General features: G+C 53.3%; 18 protein-coding genes. 5 read left to right on the plus strand and 13 right to left on the minus strand.

The annotated features are described in order from the left end of the window. Positions 1–21 precede the first annotated feature (21 nt). The 9 genes from hisA to LKE08_RS17935 form a co-directional block, all read right to left on the minus strand. Positions 22–795 carry a 1-(5-phosphoribosyl)-5-[(5-phosphoribosylamino)methylideneamino]imidazole-4-carboxamide isomerase gene (gene hisA, locus LKE08_RS17895; RefSeq protein ID WP_324705608.1) on the minus strand — a complete coding sequence of 258 codons (774 nt, stop codon included), beginning with the start codon at positions 793–795 and terminating at the stop codon, positions 22–24. Positions 796–966: 171 nt separating this feature from the next. Next, entirely contained in the window at positions 967–3,534 is a 2,568-nt protein-coding gene (locus tag LKE08_RS17900) for a PAS domain S-box protein (RefSeq protein ID WP_324705609.1), read from the minus strand. A gap of 94 nt (positions 3,535–3,628) precedes the next feature. After that, positions 3,629–4,321 (minus strand): TIGR02117 family protein, encoded by a 693-nt coding sequence (locus LKE08_RS17905; protein WP_324705610.1) that lies wholly within the window; start codon positions 4,319–4,321, stop codon positions 3,629–3,631. A gap of 107 nt (positions 4,322–4,428) precedes the next feature. Beyond that, entirely contained in the window at positions 4,429–4,809 is a 381-nt protein-coding gene (locus LKE08_RS17910; protein ID WP_324705611.1) for a hypothetical protein, read from the minus strand. Between the two features lie 263 nt (positions 4,810–5,072). Continuing rightward, positions 5,073–5,375 (minus strand): hypothetical protein, encoded by a 303-nt coding sequence (locus LKE08_RS17915; RefSeq protein ID WP_324705612.1) that lies wholly within the window; start codon positions 5,373–5,375, stop codon positions 5,073–5,075. Between the two features lie 375 nt (positions 5,376–5,750). After that, a complete protein-coding gene (locus LKE08_RS17920) occupies positions 5,751–7,298 on the minus strand; it encodes a hypothetical protein (RefSeq protein ID WP_324705613.1) in 1,548 nt (515 codons plus the stop codon). 142 nt (positions 7,299–7,440) lie between these two features. Then, positions 7,441–8,658, minus strand: coding sequence for an ABC transporter permease (locus LKE08_RS17925; RefSeq protein ID WP_324705614.1), 1,218 nt, complete (start codon positions 8,656–8,658; stop codon positions 7,441–7,443). A 22-nt stretch (positions 8,659–8,680) separates the two neighbouring features. Then, positions 8,681–9,397, minus strand: coding sequence for a uridine kinase (locus LKE08_RS17930; protein ID WP_324705615.1), 717 nt, complete (start codon positions 9,395–9,397; stop codon positions 8,681–8,683). A gap of 26 nt (positions 9,398–9,423) precedes the next feature. After that, entirely contained in the window at positions 9,424–11,085 is a 1,662-nt protein-coding gene (locus LKE08_RS17935; protein ID WP_324705616.1) for an efflux RND transporter periplasmic adaptor subunit, read from the minus strand. Positions 11,086–11,398: 313 nt separating this feature from the next. Here LKE08_RS17935 and LKE08_RS17940 point away from each other — a divergent pair, with 313 nt between their 5' ends. The 3 genes from LKE08_RS17940 (at position 11,399) to LKE08_RS17950 (ending at position 12,909) form a co-directional block, all read left to right on the plus strand. After that, a complete protein-coding gene (locus tag LKE08_RS17940) occupies positions 11,399–11,968 on the plus strand; it encodes a tetratricopeptide repeat protein (RefSeq protein WP_324705617.1) in 570 nt (189 codons plus the stop codon). Positions 11,969–12,224: 256 nt separating this feature from the next. Next, positions 12,225–12,476 carry a UPF0175 family protein gene (locus LKE08_RS17945; protein WP_324705618.1) on the plus strand — a complete coding sequence of 84 codons (252 nt, stop codon included), beginning with the start codon at positions 12,225–12,227 and terminating at the stop codon, positions 12,474–12,476. A 181-nt stretch (positions 12,477–12,657) separates the two neighbouring features. Beyond that, on the plus strand, positions 12,658–12,909 hold the full coding sequence (locus LKE08_RS17950) for a hypothetical protein (protein ID WP_324705619.1): 252 nt from the start codon (positions 12,658–12,660) through the stop codon (positions 12,907–12,909). Here LKE08_RS17950 and LKE08_RS17955 read toward each other — a convergent pair. Continuing rightward, positions 12,906–13,148 carry a type II toxin-antitoxin system ParD family antitoxin gene (locus LKE08_RS17955; RefSeq protein ID WP_324705620.1) on the minus strand — a complete coding sequence of 81 codons (243 nt, stop codon included), beginning with the start codon at positions 13,146–13,148 and terminating at the stop codon, positions 12,906–12,908. The two genes, LKE08_RS17950 and LKE08_RS17955, sit on opposite strands and share 4 nt — an antisense overlap. 327 nt (positions 13,149–13,475) lie before the next feature. Between LKE08_RS17955 and LKE08_RS17960 the strand changes: the two genes are divergently transcribed. Together LKE08_RS17960 and era are read left to right on the plus strand one after the other, a co-directional pair. After that, complete coding sequence (locus LKE08_RS17960) at positions 13,476–13,712, plus strand: hypothetical protein (RefSeq protein ID WP_324705621.1); 237 nt, start codon at positions 13,476–13,478, stop codon at positions 13,710–13,712. 536 nt (positions 13,713–14,248) lie between these two features. Continuing rightward, positions 14,249–15,181 carry a GTPase Era gene (gene era, locus LKE08_RS17965; RefSeq protein ID WP_324705622.1) on the plus strand — a complete coding sequence of 311 codons (933 nt, stop codon included), beginning with the start codon at positions 14,249–14,251 and terminating at the stop codon, positions 15,179–15,181. Positions 15,182–15,274: 93 nt separating this feature from the next. Here the strand turns inward: era and recJ are convergent, their stop codons facing one another. From recJ to pstA, 3 genes are all read right to left on the minus strand, one after another. Continuing rightward, complete coding sequence (gene recJ / locus LKE08_RS17970) at positions 15,275–17,647, minus strand: single-stranded-DNA-specific exonuclease RecJ (protein ID WP_324705623.1); 2,373 nt, start codon at positions 17,645–17,647, stop codon at positions 15,275–15,277. A gap of 222 nt (positions 17,648–17,869) precedes the next feature. Then, on the minus strand, positions 17,870–18,649 hold the full coding sequence (pstB, locus tag LKE08_RS17975) for a phosphate ABC transporter ATP-binding protein PstB (RefSeq protein WP_324705635.1): 780 nt from the start codon (positions 18,647–18,649) through the stop codon (positions 17,870–17,872). Positions 18,650–18,859: 210 nt separating this feature from the next. Further along, a complete protein-coding gene (pstA, locus tag LKE08_RS17980; RefSeq protein WP_324705624.1) occupies positions 18,860–19,780 on the minus strand; it encodes a phosphate ABC transporter permease PstA in 921 nt (306 codons plus the stop codon). Positions 19,781–19,782: the final 2 nt, after the last annotated feature.

The following is a 19,782-nucleotide window of genomic DNA, read 5'->3' on the forward strand; positions in this document are numbered from 1 at the left end:
GAAGATAAAATTTAACCGCGATCAAGCGAATGTGGAATTGCCAAAATCCGGGGGAACGTCTTGCCAACGTCCCTGGCCGATCGCCTGAATTGCCTCTTTTAAAATCACGTCTCCAGTGTACAGTGCCCGACCGACAATTACACCCGTAACGCCGAGGGGTTCCAATGCCAATAACCCCAACAAATCGGTAATGGAACTGACGCCGCCCGAAGCGATTATCGGAATTGAGACGATTTCCGCCACTTCTCGCAGGGCGTCTTTGTTGGGGCCTTGCAGGGTCCCGTCCCGGTGGATGTCGGTGTAGATAATGGCCGCGACGCCCAACTGTGCCATCCGGTGGGCGAGATCGGTGGCTTCCACCTCGGAGGTTTCCAGCCATCCCTTGGTGGCAACTTTGCCGTTGCGGGCGTCGATACCCACGGCGATGCGTCCGGGAAACTCCCGGCACAATTCGGCGACTAATTGGGGATTTTCCACGGCCACCGTCCCCAAAATGGCCCGTTCCACGCCCAAATCGAACAGGGCGGCGACGGTTTCGCGCGATCGCAGTCCGCCCCCCACCTGCACCGGAACCTCCACGGCCCGGGCGATCGCGCCGATCGCCTCGTGGTTGGTGGGTTCCCCCCGCTTGGCCCCGTCGAGATCGACCAAGTGGAGGCGGGTGGCACCCTGGGCGACCCACTCGCGGGCCACGGCGACGGGATCTTCGTTGAAAGTCTCGGAGCGATCGTAGTCTCCCTGGTACAGACGCACGCAGCGCCCCTCCAACAGGTCGATCGCGGGTATTACGTTCATGGATAATTCGGGCAGATAAACGACAGCAATTATAGCGCTACGCGGAGGAGGCGACCGGAGGCGGAGGAGGCGGAGGAGGCAGGGGGGGCAGGGGAGAATCTAAAATCTAAAATCTAAAATCTAAAATCTAAAATTCCCGACTCCCGACTCCCGACTCCCGACTCCCACCCTTCAACGACTTTGCCGGATGGGAATTTCGATCCGAAACTCCGAACCCTTGCCCTTCTCGGAGGTGCAGTCCAACTCTCCCTTGTGGCGATCGACGATAATTTGGTAGCTGACGGACAATCCCAATCCGGTTCCCATCCCCACCGGTTTGGTGGTGAAAAAGGGGTCGAAAATGCGCGATCGCACCTCTTGAGTCATCCCTTCTCCGTTGTCCGCGATGCGGATCACCGCCCGATTGTCGTCCGCGATCGCCGTGGTAATCGTAATTTGCGGGGGTTGGTGAGTCCCTTCGTCCCCCAAACATTGTAAGGCGTCGATCGCGTTGCTGATGATGTTAAAAAACACCTGGTTGAGCTGTCCCGGATAGCATTCGATTTTGGGCAGATCGCCGTAATTTTTGGCGATCGCAATTTCCGGGCCGCCGGGGGACAGTTGCAGGCGGCCGTTGAGAATCGTCAGGCTGCTGTCGAGTCCTTGGTGGATGTCCGCCTCTTTCATTTCCGCCTCGTTCAGGCGGGAAAAATTCTTCAAGGACTGGACGATAGCTTGGATGCGTCTCGCCCCCGTCTCGACGGAATTCATCAATTGGGGCAGGTCGTAGGTCAAGAAATCCAGGTCGATTTCCTCGATCAATTTCTCGATTTCCGGCGATTGTGCGTTGTGTTTCTGATAGGTTTCGATCAACAACAGCAGGTCGCCGACATATCCCCGCAGGTGGGCGACATTCCCCAAAATAAACCCGACAGGGTTGTTGACTTCGTGGGCGACTCCGGCAACGAGTTGCCCCAGGCCGGACATTTTCTCGCTCTGAATTAATTGCGTTTGGGCGCGTTTGAGTTCTTGCAGGGTGCTCTCGAGTTCTCGGGTTTTTTGTTGCAGGTGAGTTTCGGCCCGTTTGAGTTCGGTGACGTCCATGATCGTCCCGAACAGTCCGACGACCGGACCGCCCCCGTCCCGTACCGCTTTCACCTTGATGTGGACGTGGCGGGGGGGGTCGCAGGAAAGTCGCGCCTCCACCTCCGCCGGGGTTCCATCCGTGACCGTCTTCCCGAGGGCGGTCTGAATCCGATCGCGGTCGTCGGGGTGGTAATATTCCAGGGATTCGGGGATGCCGGGGGGACCCCAATCGCGATCGCGGTTGAAAATCCGGAAGACCTCGTCGGACCAGATAATCGTGTTGTTGCAGGCATCGTATTCCCAATTACCGATATGGGCTAATTCTTGGGCTTCCTTGAGGGCCTGGGTGGTGCGCTGCAGGGCCGCTTCGGCTTGTTTGCGATCAGTGATGTCGGTGTGAGATGCGATCGCCCCGATCACGTTGCCCTCACCGTCTTTAATGGCATTGGCCCGCAGGAGAATTTGTTGGCGGCGATCGTTTTTGGAGCGCTGTTCGACTTCGCCGATCCAACTCTCTCCCCGGTTGAGGGCGGCAAAGATTTCGGGTACGATGGTGGGGTCGATGAAGGTGGCGGGTATGCCTCCAAATTCGTTGAATTCTTCCGCCGTTTCGCAATCGAACATCCGCGAAAATGCCGGATTTTGATAAAAGTGATGGCCTTGGGCGTCGGCGATGCCGATGGCGTCGCTGGAACATTCGACCGCCTGCTTGTACAGCATCAACGTGGCTTCGATCTGCTTGCGTTCCGTCACGTCGCGGCAGATGCACACCATCCCCGCCTCCGTCAGCGTCAGGGACACCTCTTGCATGAAGGACGTACCGTCCCGGCGTCGGCTCTGGACTTCCCCCTGCCACTGACGTTCGGCTTGGATCTGGGGAACGATGTCCCGCTCCATGCGTTCGATCTCCTCCGGTTCGTAGAGTTCCCGCCAGGTTTTCCCCAGCAGTTCCCCGGGTTCGGAATAGCCGAACATTTTCAGATAGGCGCGGTTCACATAGGTGAATTCCTGCTGGTGATTTTGAATGGCAATGCCGTCGCTGCTGCCTTCGATCGCCGCGAGCCGCTGTTGCAGCAATTCCGCCGTCTGCAGGCGGTCGCCGATGTCCTCGAACAGTCCGAGTACCCCCACCACGTTGCCGTGGCGGTCGTGGAGGGGGATTTTGCTGGTTTCGACGATCCGCACTTCCCCCGTCGGCAGGTGTCGCGTGCCCCGGACGCGGAGTTTGGGGCGTTGGCTGGCGATCACCTGGCGATCGCCGGCCCGGTATTCTTCGGCTTCTTCCTTCGTCCAGGATAAATCGTCGTCGGTTTTTCCCACGATTTCCCGAGGGTGGTGCACTCCCGCGGCGAGGGCGAACAGGCGGTTGCATCCCAGATAGACTGAGTTGCAATCTTTCCAAAAAATCGCCTGGGGGACGTGATCCATCACCAACTCTAGCAGGCGGTGGGAGTCTTCCGGGGACGAGTTTTCCCGGTGGGATAATTGCGTTCTCAGGTTTTGGTTTTCCCGTTGCAGCGACGCGACAGAATGGCGCAATTCTTGCAATTCCCGTTGGAGGGATGCGATCGGTTCTTCCGATCGCAAATCGTAGGGTTCGGAACCGACCCTCGATGAATTCTGGGTCCCGATCGCATATCGATTAAATTTTGACCCGCTTTCAGCTTCAACCATTCCATCCTCGCTCGTTCGATATTTTGCTCTCACTCCAAACCACCCTCGACACCGTTCCGCCTTCCCGCCGACTCCGGGAAATTGAGTTGATTAATTATACTCTGTCGCACTCGCAGCTACTTCTCGCCTGCCACAAAATGGAGGCGGGGAGGGTGGGCCACATCGGCGTCCGCACTTGCGCCGACCGCAGCGCCTCCGCCGTCCAAGTATTGCAATTTCGGGCGATCGAATACCGATCTTCCGCTTCATAAAAACTGTCCCTTACTCCGTAGCCCGGGCGGATTTTGATCGGTTCTCCACCGGCATCCGTCGCGAAGGAATTTTTCAGAATTTTGACCAATTGTAAATAATTTTTTCGACTGATTTTGATGCAGTTGGATTCGGCCCGGTCGGGCAGGGTTTCGTATCCCTGCACCCGCATCACCGAAGCCGTGGGACTCAGCAACGCCCGCAGGGCGACGGTCGGCTTCAAGTCCGCCAGGGTCGGGGCTTGTAGGTACACCTGGCGATCGCCCCACCCCAGGGCGAGATATCGATAATCGGCGTCGGGATTGCGCCCGATTTCCGCCAAATTGAGAAACTGATTCCAATCGAAAACCGACGTTTTGACCGGCACAAAAATATCGGTGTGAAATGGGTTGGCACTCAGGTAAATGGCGATCGCGCAGTCGTTTTGATCCGCGCTCCGCCACGGCCGGGGCAGCAGCGCCCCCCCCAACAAGGCGACGAATAGAGAAAGAAAGCCGATCCCCCCCCAACGTAGTATCCAGAGTAATTTAGATTTCATTGGTTCGGAAAATTTGAGCCGCACCCCTGTGTTTTGAATATACAAGAAAAGGGGCGCGAATTTTTCACGCCCCAATTGTCGAATGCTATGATTGGGTTAAATTGAGATTATTTGATCGCGATCGCTTCCCGTTCTTCTGAAGCTTCTGCTTCCACGGGTGCAGTTTCGACCGCCGCTTCATCCCCGAGGTCGAAGTCGCCGCCGGGGGCTTCCGGATGCTCCCCACCGCCAACCGTGCGACGGCGGGCATAAAACACGCCGCCCGCCACTGCCAACCCGGCCGCACCGGCGCCGAACCGGGCGATGCGGAGATCGGATTTGAGGGGTTTGATTTGACTCCAGAACGAGCCCTCGGAGGTCGTAGAAGTGAAGTCAACTCCCTTGTTTTTGCTGCTGAACAGACAGGGGCCGGCGGCGGCGGGGGCGGTGCTGAAAACGGTTCCGCCGGCGATCGCCAGAACAGATGCCAGTGCTGCAAATTGTTTCATGGTTATCGGTGGTAATATGAGTGCTTTGGAAAGATTGGTTACTCATGTTAGCACCGTTTTGAAATTTTGGAATGTATCCGATCCGGCAAATTGCCATTTTCGCCGACTCGAATTCCCCCGGAAACCCCGTTCAGAAGGATTTCCCGGTCGCCCCGAGGTCGAGATCTGGCCATCGGCTTTCGGCAACCCTTGAGAGCCCGTCGTCGGGAGGGTTCGGGATTTTCAACGCCGCTCCGAACCGTCCGGGCGACGGCCACACCGTCTCAACTGGCGGCAACTCGCGGAGCTGCACACACCAACCGGATCAGCGACAGGGAAACGGCGTCGGCGATCAGTTCTTGCAGCATCCGGCCCACTTGTCGGGTTTGTTCCTTGTAGCCTTCTTTCAGAGCCGTGTCGCACCCCGGTGGCAAAAATTGTTGGACTCGAGCCAGGGCTTGATTTCTGTCGATGGAACTGACGGTCGCTTTGGGTAGGGTCGCCAGTTGGCGATCAAGTTCCTGGATGACGAGAAGATCCAGATTCTGATACTCAAACCATACGGTTTCCAAAGAAGACATATTCATGAGGACACTCTGTAAATCTAGAAAGCACGCACACTCGATTGCTCGATTTGTCTTTAGGGGAGAGTCCGCCGGTTTATGCATCTCCAATCAAAAGGCCGTCACTTCAGTCCATTTGCACCCGGATTCAAGATGTATCAGAAACAACAAAAACTCCTCTCGCCAAAACGTTCCTCTATATGTGCGACACCGATTCCCCTACCTTTAATTTTTTCTGCTCTGAAACGGGAAGTCAACAGTGGATTTACTGAAAAATGAAGGTCGCGATCGGGTAATGACCCAAAATCACTCCGTAATTTTACGGAGCGATCGCCGTCATCGCATCCAACCGTCGGGGCGAATTGCAAATTGCCCCGACCGCAAAGGGCAATAATTACCCTAAATCTGACAGAAATTTGCGGATTCTCTCTGGGGTTCCTCAAATGGGGAGACTGCCTGGGGATTCGCTTCCGCCTCGGCTGATCTTTTCGGAAACTCTCCCTTTTGATAGGCGGCAATTTGTTCGGGCGTCAGCAAGTCCATAAAATCGGCTAATTCGCCGTAGGTGATGCACCGGACTTCCGGCTGTCCGCAAACCGACTCCGCGAACCGGAACATCGCATTCCAATAGGCCCCGTTATTCCAGGCGGAAAAGTGGTGGCCGATGTGGACGGGGGCGCGATTGCCCTCGTCGTTGGCCTTGAAATAGTTCATGTAGGTCTGATAGGTGTCCTCCTCGTAGAATTTTGCATTGGCAGAATTGGGTCGGGCTTTCGAGTGGGCGTAATAAAAATTGTAGTCCATCGACAGGACATTTTTGCCACTTTTTGCCGTCCTCAAACTCGCCAGCGGAAAATTCCAAACCCCATTTTGCTTTTGGGGCCAGTAGTCGGCTTGGGCGACCTGGCTGGTATCGTAGCGAAATCCCTTCTTTTGCAGGGTTTTGTACAATCCCGATCCTCGCCCCAATTCCGGTGCGCGAAAGCCTTCAATTGCGGCGCGATCGAAGGCGAGAGAACCGTCCAAATTGTTGATTTTGTAGGAATCAAAAATCAAGCGATCGAAAGCGTCAAATTCTTTCGTCCAGTCCGCCTCGCTCCAGCGACTGCCGTCGAAGTGTCCGACGGCGTGGGAGGCGATTTCGTGACCCTCTTGATAGGCAAAATTGAGTTGATCTAACCGCTGTTTGACTTCCTCGGTTGTCCCTCCCCAGCCGATCGCGGATCGTCCGACTCCCTTGCCGGCTGGAGCGTCGTAAAGTTGGCGATCGCCATCGTTGATAAAATAAACCGCGCTGATAAAATAGGTGAACCGCAGGGGTATCCCTTTCGCCTCCATTTCTTTGGCGAAATTCCGCGATTTATTCCAGGCGTCGAGCGATCGCGATCCGTCAAAAGCCAACAACACGAATTGCGGCGGACGGCCTTCGGGAAGGTCAATTAACCCTTCATCCCGCATCAGACCGAATAAAAACTGCGAATTCCAGCGATTTGAATGGCAGGAAGTCCCCCCACCCCGTTTTTGACAGGCGGCGATCAACGTCTCGGGAAACGGCCCCAGGGCGTTTTTTCCTTCCACGCAGTAACTCGCGATGCGGTTGAAGCGGGCACCGTCGGGACATCGACCTGTTCCGTAGGCGTTTAAAAATAAATCCTCGGACCAGCGATCGGACCGGCAAGCCGAACCGCCGCCCCAGTCGAGGCACTTTTGAACCATTTTTTCGGTGAACGGTCCCAAAGCCGTCCGGCCGTCCGAACAGAAATAGCCACCCCCGTCGTTGACCGATTTTCGTTCAAATTGGACGGGTGTGGCGATCGCCTCCTGAGATGTTCCGAAAACGGTCTGTTTCGAGGTTGCGGCGCGATCGCCCCAATTTCCACAGCCGGAAAGCAAGAGTAAAGACCCCAATCCCAGCAAACTGCGGGACAACAATTGTATCGATTTCACGTCCTAAATTTTGTCGCTAAAAGGAACGCACCGTTTATATCACAATTTTTAGCGCAAATATAGTTTGAATCCGGAAAATTTCGGTAACAACTGGCGATCGGGGGAGGGACGAAATTGTTTTTCCGTTATCCTTCCCCAAGTCCTAATTGCTGCGGAGGGCAACGATCGGATCGAGTTTGGCGGCGCGTCGGGCGGGCACGACTCCGAAAAATAATCCGATACCCCCGGAAACGCCCACCGCTACCGCGATCGCAGCCGTCGAAATTCCGGCTTCCAAAGGCGTCAGCATCCCCACAATTAACACGCCACTAATTCCCAATCCGGTGCCGATCGCGCCCCCCGCTGCGGCTAGGATCACCGCTTCGATCATGAACTGAATTAAAATGTCATTTTGGGACGCACCAATTGCTTTCCTTAAACCGATTTCTTGGGTTCTTTCGGTGACGGAAACCAGCATGATATTCATGATGCCAATTCCGCCAACTAATAAGGAAATCGAAGCCGTCGCCGCCAGCATCAATGTCAGGGCTCCGGTAATTTGTCCGAGGGTGTTCATCAGGTCTTTTTGGTTGCGGACAGTAAAATCATCTTCGTCGGTAATTTTGTGCCGCAGCCGCAGGAGATTTTCGATTTGAAATTGTGCCGCCCGCATCTGATCTTCATTTTGAATCGAAACGGAAATAAACGTCACTTGCAAGCCGTAGGGTGAGGTGCGTCCGACGATGCGGTTGGCGACGGTGGTGATGGGGACGAAGGCGTTCATATCTTGGTTGCTGCCGAATGTCGATCCCTTCGGCTGCATGACTCCGATCACTTGTAATGTGATGTCTTTGAGTCGGACTTGTTTGCCGATGGGATCTTCATTTCCGAACAGTTGTTCGGCGATTTCAGAACCCAGGGCGACAACCTGTTCGTTGCGTTTGATATCCAAGTCGGTGATAAACCGCCCCCGGGCGACATCGAAGTTCCGAACTCGCAAATATTCGGGGGTAGTTCCGATCAGAGAAGCGGTGGCATTTTTACTCCGATAAGACATCAATTCGCTGGCATTCAAGGAGGGTGCTACAGCCTCGACGGAGGGGACTTGTTCCGCGATCGCTTCCGCATCTTCCCAAATTAAATTTTGGGGCGGATAGACGGGCTGGCGTTGCGCCTCTGGGCTTCCCGGGACGATAAATAGGACGTTGGGACCGAGAGAATTAACCTGATTGTTGACAAAACTTTGCGCCCCTTCCCCGATGCCGATCATGGCGATGACGGAGGCATTTCCGATGATGATTCCCAGCATCGTCAGGCTGCTTCGCATCTTGTTGGCAAGCAGCGTTGTGGACGACATTTTTATGCTTTCAAATATATTCATTATTTGTTGTTTTTTTCAAGGGTTATTTGTAGCGCTTTACCGCCCGGTGGGGCTGAAGCCCAACAACGAGATTTTCGTTCAATTTTGGATAGTCTTTAAATTCGGTTATTTCCGGATCGTTGTTGACGATCGCACCCGCCAGACGTTTCGGATCGTCCCGTTGAAAATGGATGATTTGGGCGGGGAAAAATACGGTGCGGTAAGCATCGATTATCTCTCGCTCCGACAAGCCTTCCTGATTTCTGGATAACGCCCGTTTCAGGGCAGTTTGAAAACCGCAGTCGATCCAGATTGAAAAGTCGTAATTATTTATGAATTTTTGCTGTATCAGATAAATCGCCTCCAGTACAATCACATCCACATTTTTAAATTGATAAAGGTGTCGGCGATAGGCGGTGTCCGTCTCCTCTAAAAAGTCGGTTTCAAGGCGGATCGATCGCCCATCGCGCAATGGCAAAACGAGTTGGGAAAACATCTCCTCGAAACGGAAAGCATTTTGATAGAAATGTTCGCCGGGATTGTCAGAATTGAACCGCCGTTCGGGAAGGTTCAGCCAGCCGTCTCCGTGGATGGCGATCGCATTCATCCCCGCCGCCTTCAAACCCTCGATAATCTTAGCCGTGAGGTAGCCTTTCCCGCAGCCGTCGATGCCGCTGAGGGCGACCAAAATACTGCGCCTTTTGGGAGTGCGATCGCGGATTGGCAAAATCGAATTGATACTATCGCGAATATCGGACATTTTCCGTTATGCTGAAATCGGTTAATTTATTTGACGATCTCTTCCAAACTCTGCCCTTCTGGCAACTCGATAAACACGCGATCGCCCGTCGTAATTCCCTCCAAAATTTGGATCTCATTTCCGATCTGCGATCCCAGGGTCACGGGGTAAAATTCCGGTTCCCCGTTCTCGTCGGGAAGCAGCACCCCCGTCTCTCCTTTATTGGTGACGATCGCCACCGTCGGAACCACCAGGGCATTGTCGAGGGTGTCCCCCACAAACCGCAAATTCACGTTCATTCCCGACTGCAATTGATCCTGTCCCGTCTGGATATCGATGCGGACTTGGAACAGGGTCACGTCCCGCTCTTTCACCGCTTCCGGCGCGATCAAATGCACTCGCCCTTCAAACACTTGATCCGGGTACGCATCCGCCACAATTTCCACTTTTTGATCGGGTCGAAGTTGGGAAATATCCGCCTCGGGAATTTTCGCCAAAACTTCCAAATCCTTCGCCAAGGCGACAATCGAAGTCGAGGTCGCCGACGTCGCGTCCGATGCCGAAGTAGCAGGGGTAACAAAGGCCCCCTCCACCGCATAGCGCTGGGTGATAATGCCGGCGAACGGGGCGCGGATGTTGCTATCTTCCACCTGCACCTGATAGAAGCGAACCTGGCCTTCCGCCTCCCGGACATCCGCCTCGGCGGCGGCGATATCTTCGGGGCGAGTTCCGTTCAACAGTTCGTCCAACTGGCTGCGGGCCTCCGCCACATCCGCCTCGGCCTGGGCGATCGCTTCCGGGCGGGTGCCGTTTTCCAATTTTCGCAAATTCTGGCGTTCCTGTTCCACGGCGGCTTCCAACTGGTCGATCTGCGATCGCCGATTTTCCCGCAACTGTTCGATTCGCTGTTCCGCCTCGTCCTGCAGGGCTTCCAGGCGACGGCGATCGCGCCGATACTGGTCCAGGGCATCCTCGGAGATCGCCCCCTGAGCCCTCAAACTTTCGTATCGCCGAACCCGTTCCTCGGCCAATTCCAACTCGGCCAAATTCGCCTCCAGTCGCGCCTGGGCCTGTTCGATCTCGTTCTGAAAACTCCCGGTTCGGGCGTCCGACAGGCGACTTTCCGCCTCTTCCAGTCGCGCCCGGGCTCCGGCGACTTCCTCCCGGCGGGTTCCGGCTTCCAACTCGTCCAGACGCGCCCGCATCCGATCCAACCGTGCCCGCGCCGCCGCAATTTCCTCGGGACGGCTTCCGGCTTGCAATTTATCTAAATTGGCTTCGGCCCGCTGCAACCGGGCTTCGGCTTGGCGGAGTTGGGCTTCGATTTCATTGCTTTCCATCCTGGCGATGACCTGGCCCGCCGCCACGCGATCGCCCTGTTCGACGTATAATTCCTGTAGGCGACCCTGGGTTTTCGGGCTCAGGTTGACCCGCCGCACGGGCTGCACCACGCCACTGGCCGAGATCCGCACGGTCAGGTCCTTCGCCTCCACCGGAACCGTCAGGGTTTCCACGGTTTCGAGTTGGCCGGAGTTGCGATTGAAGACCTGATACCCGACGACGGGCAGGGCCACGACTCCGGCAGCGATCGCGGCGACGGCCCAAGTTTTCGGTCGGCGCAGGGGCGATCGTTTCGGTGTATCGGCTGTAAAATCGTGTTTGACGGCGCCGTTCGGCGATTCCGTCTCCCCTTTGGGACCCGTTAACATATCGATTGCTCCATTCACGTTGCGGACGCGATCGCGATTTTTGCCACAACTTGACTCGTCCGCTATCTATCAATTTTACCTAAATCATCGCGAGAAAACGGGTCGAACAACACACCAAACCCCCCGGCGGATTCCCGAACGATCCGGAACGAGGATACAATCCAGTCGGGTGGGCTAGGCGCGGCCGTAATCTTTCGGAACAACCCACAACATTTCATCGGCCCCGTAACCCACCATAAAAATTCAAAATTCAAAATTCAAAATTCAAACAACTATTGAGGCGGTGTTGAAATTTCATTAACGCACCCTACTGGTGCGACTCGGACGCCACACGGAAGCGATCGCCTTTTACAAACAATCTCTGGAAATCGCACGGGACATCGGCGACAGACGGGGGGAAGCCTATTCTTTAAACAATTTGGGCAACGCTTACTATTCCCTCGGACGCCACACGGAAGCGATCGCCTTTTACGAACAATCTCTGGAAATCTTTCGGGACATCGGCGACAGACGGGGGGAAGCCTATTCTTTAAACAATTTGGGCGAAGCCTATGATGGTTTAGAAGACTATCAACAAGCTCTTTCTTTCTATCAACAAGCCTTAACCATCGCCGATGAGATTCAATCCTCACTGAGACAAGCCGAAATCTGGTATAACTTCGGCAAAACCCTCACCAAATGCGATCGTATTCCCGACGCCCTTGGTGCCTACCGCAACGCCCGCCAATTGTATCAACAACTGCAACTCGAACACAAAATCGAAGAGTGCGACGTCGCCATCCAACAATTGGAAACGCCGCCGCCGTCGCCTCTCACCCCCTGGCAAAAACTCCGCCAGTTGTACCGCCGTTTCGTGCAATTCATCCGCAATTTATTCAGTTAAAAGATTTCTTGCCCTCACCCCCGGCCCCTCTCCCAATTTTGGGAGAGGGGAGAAAAGCCGGGTTTTTGAGTTAGAAACCGGGTTTCTTTGGAAGATTTGGATGGGGATGGAGAGATGTCGTAGAAACCCGGTTTCTAGAGTTGTCGGTGGGATGATGCGATCGCTTTCTATTCCCTATATTCCGCGAGGGTATCATCCGCCATATCCCCAAGACCATGATAAAATAGTCAAATGAAGCGATCGCTCTTAAAAAACCATGTACACGACAATTCCCGTCGAAATCCCAACCAGTGCATTTTCAGCCCTGCGGAAGAATCCCGATGAATTTGTCCGAGAAATGCGAATTGCGGCGGCCGTCAAATGGTACGAACTCGGGGACATCTCTCAAGCCAAAGCCTCCGAAATTGCCGGGTTAAGTCGCGGCGAGTTTATCAATGCTTTGTCCCGCTACAAAGTTGACTTCATGCAGTATACAGAAGCCGAATTAATGGAAGAGTTGGAAATCTAACGTCGCCCCGGACAATTTTTCACTCGCCCTCACCCCCGGCCCCTCTCCCAACTTTGGGAGAGGGGAGAAAAGCGATAACCTGATGTTGGGTTTCATTCCTGTTCAACCCCACCGACCAACTGGATGTGATATAATTTTGGGTTGAAACTATAATTGATTCGAGTCAAGTTTAAGGGAAAAAATGCTAGTTAGTGTTCAAGGAATTTACCGAAATGGACGGATCGATTTAATCGAAAACCCCAATAATATGCCGGAAGGAACTCGTGTAATTGTCACGTTTGTCGAGTCGAGTGAAATTGACTTAGCATCTCAAGGAATTGACCGCACACAAGCCGAATTTCTCCGCGCCAGTTTGGCGACGTTCTCAGAGGACTGGGATAGCCCTGAAATGACCATTTATGACAACTATGACGCAGCCAAAGCCAACAGTTAACCGGGGAGAAGTCGGGCAAAAACTTCCTCTCCATCTGTCACCTGCCCTCGGGAAATTTGCTCCGTCCCCACTGCAATTTTTTGACGGAGTTCGGACAAACGCATCTCATCCCGTTGGCGATTCTGTTCTTTCAGCAGTTCCAAAGCCGCCGCGATCGCATCTTCTGCCGTTTGATACTTTCCCATTTGAACGAGGGACTGAATAAACTGCTCTTGTTCCGCCTGTAAAGTAATGTTCATCGTTTCCAATTCCCAGAATACCCTTTCAGCTATTATAGCAAAAAATATGATTAATAGTGTTTAATTCCAGTGTAGAAAATCGCTGTTTACCCGATAGCCACTCGCCCTCACCCCCGGCCCCTCTCCCAATTTTGGGAGAGGGGAGCCAATTCTTCTCTTGTTCCCCCCAAAATTGGGGGGCTAGGGGGGCTTCTGTGACTCGCCCTCACCCCCAGCCCCTCTCCCAATTTTGGGAGAGGGGAGAAAAGCCGGGTTTCTAGAGTCGTCGGTGGGATGGTGCGATCGCTTTTGCTATATAATGGTAGTGGATGTTTTAAATTGATGGTTATGGAAGCTGTAGAAGCCATTGCAATTGTCGATGCCCAAGGTAACTTGCAACTCGAACAACCCTTGAACTTGGCGGCAGAAAGTCGCGTCCGGGTGATTATCCTTTTAGAAAACGATCCCGATGACGAACCAAAATCCATCGTATTAGAGAGCTTGAAACAGGGTTGGCAAGAAGCCAAGGCGGGTCAAACCTTACCCCTTTCTGCTCTGTGGGATGAGGATGAGGAAAATGAGTGAAGATCGGTCAGTGTTTCAGATCGAACTATCACCAACGTTTGTCCGCAGAGTCCGAATCCTTCAGAAGCGATATCGGAATATTCGACGGGATATTGAGCCAGCGATCGAGCAACTTCAAGGCGGTCAAATTCTCGGGGAACAGATTCCAGGGGTTGGCTCGGCAGTATTCAAACTTCGGATCAGAAATCGGGATATACAAAAAGGAAAAAGTGGAGGATATCGACTGATATATTACCTCAAAAAAAGAGACAAAAATAATCCTGTTAACCATATATTCTAAATCCGAACAAACAGACATTACAGCAAAAGAAATTCGAGAAATTATATCGGAATAACCAAGCCACTCGCCCTCACCCCCAGCCCCTCTCCCAACTTTGGGAGAGGGGAGCAAAGCCGGGTTTTTGAGTAAGAAACCGGGTTTCTTTGAACGGTTCGGCTGGGGATGGAGAGATGTCGTAGAAACCCGGTTTCTAGAGTAGTCGGAGTGAGTCCCGCGTGATAACATAAAAGATCTACACCCGACACCCCAATTCATTATGGACTCATCTTTTGCCGTCACCATCCCCACCGCCCCGGAGGGTTACAAGTCCGGGTTCGTGGGGATTATCGGGCGCCCGAATGTCGGAAAATCCACCCTGATGAATCAGTTGGTGGGACAGAAAATCGCGATCACTTCCCCCGTCGCCCAGACGACGCGGAATCGACTGCGGGGCATTTTGACGACGCCGGACGCCCAAATTATTTTCGTCGATACGCCGGGGATTCACAAGCCCCACCACCAACTGGGAAAGGTTTTGGTTCAGAATGCTAAAGCGGCGATCGCATCGGTGGACGTGCTGCTGTTCGTGGTGGACGGTTCGGTGATGTCCGGCGGGGGCGATCGCTACATCGTGGAGTTGTTGGAAAATGCGGAAGTTCCGGTTATTTTGGGCTTGAATAAAGTTGACCAACGACCGACGGATTCGGGGGCGATAGAAGACAGTTATCGCCCCTTTGCGGAAGCCAATCATTGGGCGATCGCCAAGTTTTCTGCCCTGACGGGGGAGGGCGTGGAAGCCCTACAAAATCTGTTAATTGAAAAGCTCGATTGCGGCCCCTATTATTACCCGCCGGATCTGGTGACGGATCAGCCGGAACGGTTTATCATGGGAGAATTGATCCGGGAACAGATCCTCCTACAAACGCGGGAAGAGGTGCCCCATTCGGTGGCGATCGCGATCGATAAAGTCGTCGAAGAACCGACAATAACCCGCATTCTCGCCACCGTCAACGTCGAACGCCCCTCCCAAAAAGGGATTATTATCGGCAAGGGCGGACAGATGTTGAAAAACATTGGAAGTGCCGCCCGCCAGCAGATTCAAAAGTTGGTCGCCGGGAAGGTTTATTTGGAGTTATTCGTCCGGGTTCAACCGAAATGGCGGCAGTCCCGAACTCAGTTGGCGGAGTTGGGTTATCAGGTGGAAGAATAGTTCACCACTCCAGGCACAGAGGACTGGTCGAAACTATGGCTTTTCGACAATAATATCTGTAATGATATAATCCTCTGAAGAGGATTTGTGCTGTTAGCTTGGGAATTGATTCCCAAGCGGGTTTTCTTCTTCACCCAACAAAATCGTCTGATGGGCGATCGCACAAATGGTATTCAGAGAAACATTGCAGAAATATTGCTGTCTGAATTGTTCTTCTCGAATGGTGGAAAAAAATAAGTCCAACAAAGCCGATAATTCGGGATGGGAAGCGTCCGCGATCGCTCCCTTATCCGCCCGAATCAAAAACTGCCGTTTCGCCTCCCCATCCGTTTGATATTCGACCTGAAATCCCAGACATTTTAGACAATCGAACCCCCGCTTTAATGATACGTCTCCGATCTTCAACTTTGCCAGTAATTTTTGCCGGGTGACAGGTTGATGTGTCCGACTCAAATATTTGGCGATACCCACCAATGTTTCCCACACCTCAACCGGGGAGGGATTCGGGGGGTTAGAATAGGCGATCGCCAGTTTTTTACCCTGATTGAACGCCCGCCGAAACCAAATCCGCATTTCGTCCCAACTGGTCGGGCATTTTTTCAAAATCAGCGGTTTTTTGCCATTCTCTAAATCGAGAATATCTCGATTTTCGTTATTTCTTAAATCCATGATTTCATCAATTTGAATCGGTTCGGGAGTCGTTTCCGTCGCCCCAACTGCCGATCGCACCGCCACCAGTCGCGCCTCATACTGCTTTTGATGAGCATTGAAATCCAATTCCGCTATCACATCACAGCGGCCCCGGGGCAATTCATACTCGTAATGACCCCACCAAACCCCCGGAAACCCCGATTCACAAGACTCATCAAATAACTTAAAAGTTGTTTTAATATAGCGAACCTTCCGACCTCGAAGATCGGTTTGATTCTTGTTTTTAATATCGCCAAACCAGCAATTTTTGATTAGGAACTTTGGCACCGGATTTCCTATGCCGCAGGGTTCGAGTAATTTCAACTCTTGAAATAGATCATAGCCCAACTCGGAAACGGTACAGACAAAATCGGCGGTCATCACGGGTTCGAGGGACAGCAGCCCCCCCATCCGTTCACCCAGGAGGCGATCGATTCCTTCCGCAAATAACGGGATATTTTCCACCGGAAGACTCAACCCCGCCGCGTAGGGATGACCCCCAAATCGGTGCAATAAAGGGGCTTGGCTGCGAACCAATTCATACAGGTCGATATTATGAACCGAACGGGCAGAACCCCGTCCTAGTCCGGTTTCCGCTGCCCCCTCGGTACTCAATAAAATCGTGGGGCGTCCGTATTCCTGGGCAATTTGCCCCGCCACCAGTCCCAGCACCCCCACGGGCCATTGGGGATCGCTGAGGACGATCGCGTGAGTCGTTGATAAATCCAATTTCTGCAATTTTTTCTGCACATCCCAGAGGACATCTCGCTGCAACTCCTTGCGGCGGGTGTTGGCAAGTTCCGTTTCCAACGCCAATTGATGACACCGCTTTTCGTCCCGGCTGGTTAGTAATTCAACACAAAAACTGGCGTCGCCGTGGATGCGACTGACGGCATTAATTCGCGGCCCGATACCGAAGGAAATATCCGTGGGGCGATCGCCACTTCCCTTGCAAAATTTCAGCAGTTTTGCCACTCCCGGACGGGTGGGGGTTTTCAGTTGTTTTTGCAGGTGTTGAATCCCCAATTGTGCCAAATAGCGACAGTCCCCCCGAAGTTCCACCAAATCGGCGATCAACCCGATCGCCACCAGATCCAACAACGCCGACAACGGACGCCGGGGCACCTCCGGCAACTCAAAATATAACGCCTCCACCAACTTGTAAGCCACCGCCACCCCGGACAGGTAATAGAGGGGATGATCGGCGGGCAAATTGCGGGGATTAATGATGGCAGCGACGGGGGGACGAGTGTCGGGTAAGCTGTGGTGATCGGTGACGATGACATCAATTCCCAGGCGGTTTGCGAGTTCCAATTCCGCCAAATTGGTGCTGCCGGTGTCGCAGGTGACGATCAACGTGCACCCCCCCTCCGCCAAGGCTTCGATGCCCTTGGCGTGGAGTCCGTGGGAGTCGGTGAAGCGGTTGGGGATGGTGTAGGAAAGGGACTCGCCAAAAAACTCTCCCAAACCGTCCCACAAAACGGAAGTTGCCGTGATGCCGTCGGCGTCGAAATCTCCCCAAATGGCGACTTTTTCGAGGCGATCGCGGGCCGAAATTAAACGGGCGATCGCACGTTCCATTTCCGCCCCAAATTCCAAGGGACTCGCCGGTTGATAGCACTCCGTCTGCAAAAATCCCGCCAATTTTTCGGGGGTGGAAATTCCCCGTTCCAGCAGCAGTTGGGCGAGGTGATATCCGGACACCTGCGGGGCATGGCGTCGGATTTCGGGAATCAGCCAATCGGGTAATTCTAGGGAGGGACGAACCTGCCACATTGGGAGTCACGCAAACGTCATATTAACCTAATATAACAGAAAATCGCGATCACTCGAAACGAAAATTAGAAACCGGGTTTCTCATACAATCTCCAGTGAGAAAGAAAAAACCTTCATAGGAACCCGGTTTCTTCCCCACACCCGAGTCTAGAAACCGGGTTTATACTTACATTTTGGGTTGGGAAGGACGCACCCTCATAGAAACCCGGTTTCTTTTCTTGACTACCCGATTCGCCCGTTCAAATAATCCTCCATTCTCTTATTAGACGGATTGGTAAAAACCTCCGATGTCGATCCAAATTCCAGCAATTCACCCAGATACATGAACGCCGTATAATCCGAAAAACGCGCCGCCTGCTGCATACTGTGGGTGACGATCAAAATCGTGACGTGCTGTTTCAAGTCACTCATCAAACCCTCAATACTTGATGTTGCGATCGGATCGAGGGCAGAAGTCGGTTCATCAAATAGAATAATTTCCGGATTTCCCACTAACGCCCGGGCGATGCACAACCGCTGCTGCTGCCCCCCCGAAAGGTTGTAGGCTTGATCGTGAAGGCGATCTTTCACCTCATCCCACAACGCCGCCTCTCGCAAAGCCTGTTCGATTTTTTCATCGATCGCACTCCGTTTTTTCACCCCCCGCAACCGCAACCCATAGGCAACATTTTCATACACCGATTTCGGAAACGGATTCGGCTTTTGAAACACCATACTGATCCGCATCCGCACTTCGATGGGGTCGATCGCCTTTCCCAAAATATCAATTGAATCCAGTAAAATTTCCCCCTCGTAGCGATTTCCCGGATAGAGGTCGTGCATCCGGTTGAAGCACCGCAGCAGCGTCGTTTTGCCGCAGCCGGACGGCCCGATCAACGCCGTAACTCGCTTTTCCGGGACGACCAAATTGATATTTTTTAGGGCGTGAAAAGAATCATAGTAGAAGTTGAGATTTCTGACTTCTGCCTTGGCTATTTGGAGTGCGATCGCTTTATCTTTCATCTTGTAAAAATCGAAAGTCAATTCAAGTTATTTAACCCAACTCCCCCCTTACCAAGGGTTCTTTAACCCAACTCCCCCCTTACCAAGGGGGGCTGGGGGGGATTCTTCCGGAACATCGGATATCGATCTTTAACCCAACTCCCCCCTTCTCAAGGGTTCTTTAACCCAACTCCCCCCTTCTTAAGGGGGGCTGGGGGGGATCTCAAAAAATCACCATTTCACCCCCCGACGAAACTGATAGCGGATGTAAATCGCCACCCCATTCATCAAAATCGTCATCCCCACCAAAACCGTCCCCGCCGCCGCCGCGTTGGCGTGAAATTCCGGGTTCGGACGGGACACCCAATTGAACATTTGAATCGGCATCACCGTAAACGGTTCTCGCAACCAATCGAAGGTAAAAAAGGGAAATTCATTGGTAAAAGGAGACTCCGGTAAAAAGGCGATAAACGTCAGGGCGCCAATCGTAATCACCGGGGCTGTTTCTCCGATCGCCCGCGACAAACCGATGATAACGCCCGTCAAAATACTCCCGAACGAGTAGGGTAAAATATGATCCCAAATCATCTGCCACCGACTCGCCCCCAAGGCATAAGCCGCCTCCCGCAAGTGACTGGGAATGGCGCGAAGTGCCTCCCGAGTCGTCACGATAACCACCGGCAAAATCAGCAGCGCCAGCGTCAGCCCCGCCGATAAAATACTGCGCCCCAAATCCAACTGATAGACAAACAAACCGAGGGCAAGTAATCCGTAAATAATCGACGGAACCCCCGCCAAGTTGGTGACATTGATTTCGATGATATCGGCGATCCAGTTTTTGCGGGAATATTCTTCTAAATAAATACCCGCAGCGATGCCGAGGGGAACCGCAGCAAACGCCGTCACCAGCATCACCAAGGTCGTCCCCACCCAGGCTGATAAAATCCCGGCTTGTTCCGGTTTACGGCTGGGAAAAGAGGTGAAAAATTCCGGCGTGAGACGGGGTGCGCCTTCGATCGCCATTTGCAGCGTCAATCCCAACAAAACTAATATGGCGACGAAAATCACCATCAGCCCGACGATCATAAAGATGAGGTCGAACATTTTTCGCCGGGAAATGTCGGCGCGAATCGTTTCCAAACTTTCTGGCATTT

Origin of the sequence: Lyngbya sp. CCY1209 (assembly GCF_035615495.1) — a bacterium.
GTDB lineage: Bacteria > Cyanobacteriota > Cyanobacteriia > Cyanobacteriales > Microcoleaceae > Limnospira.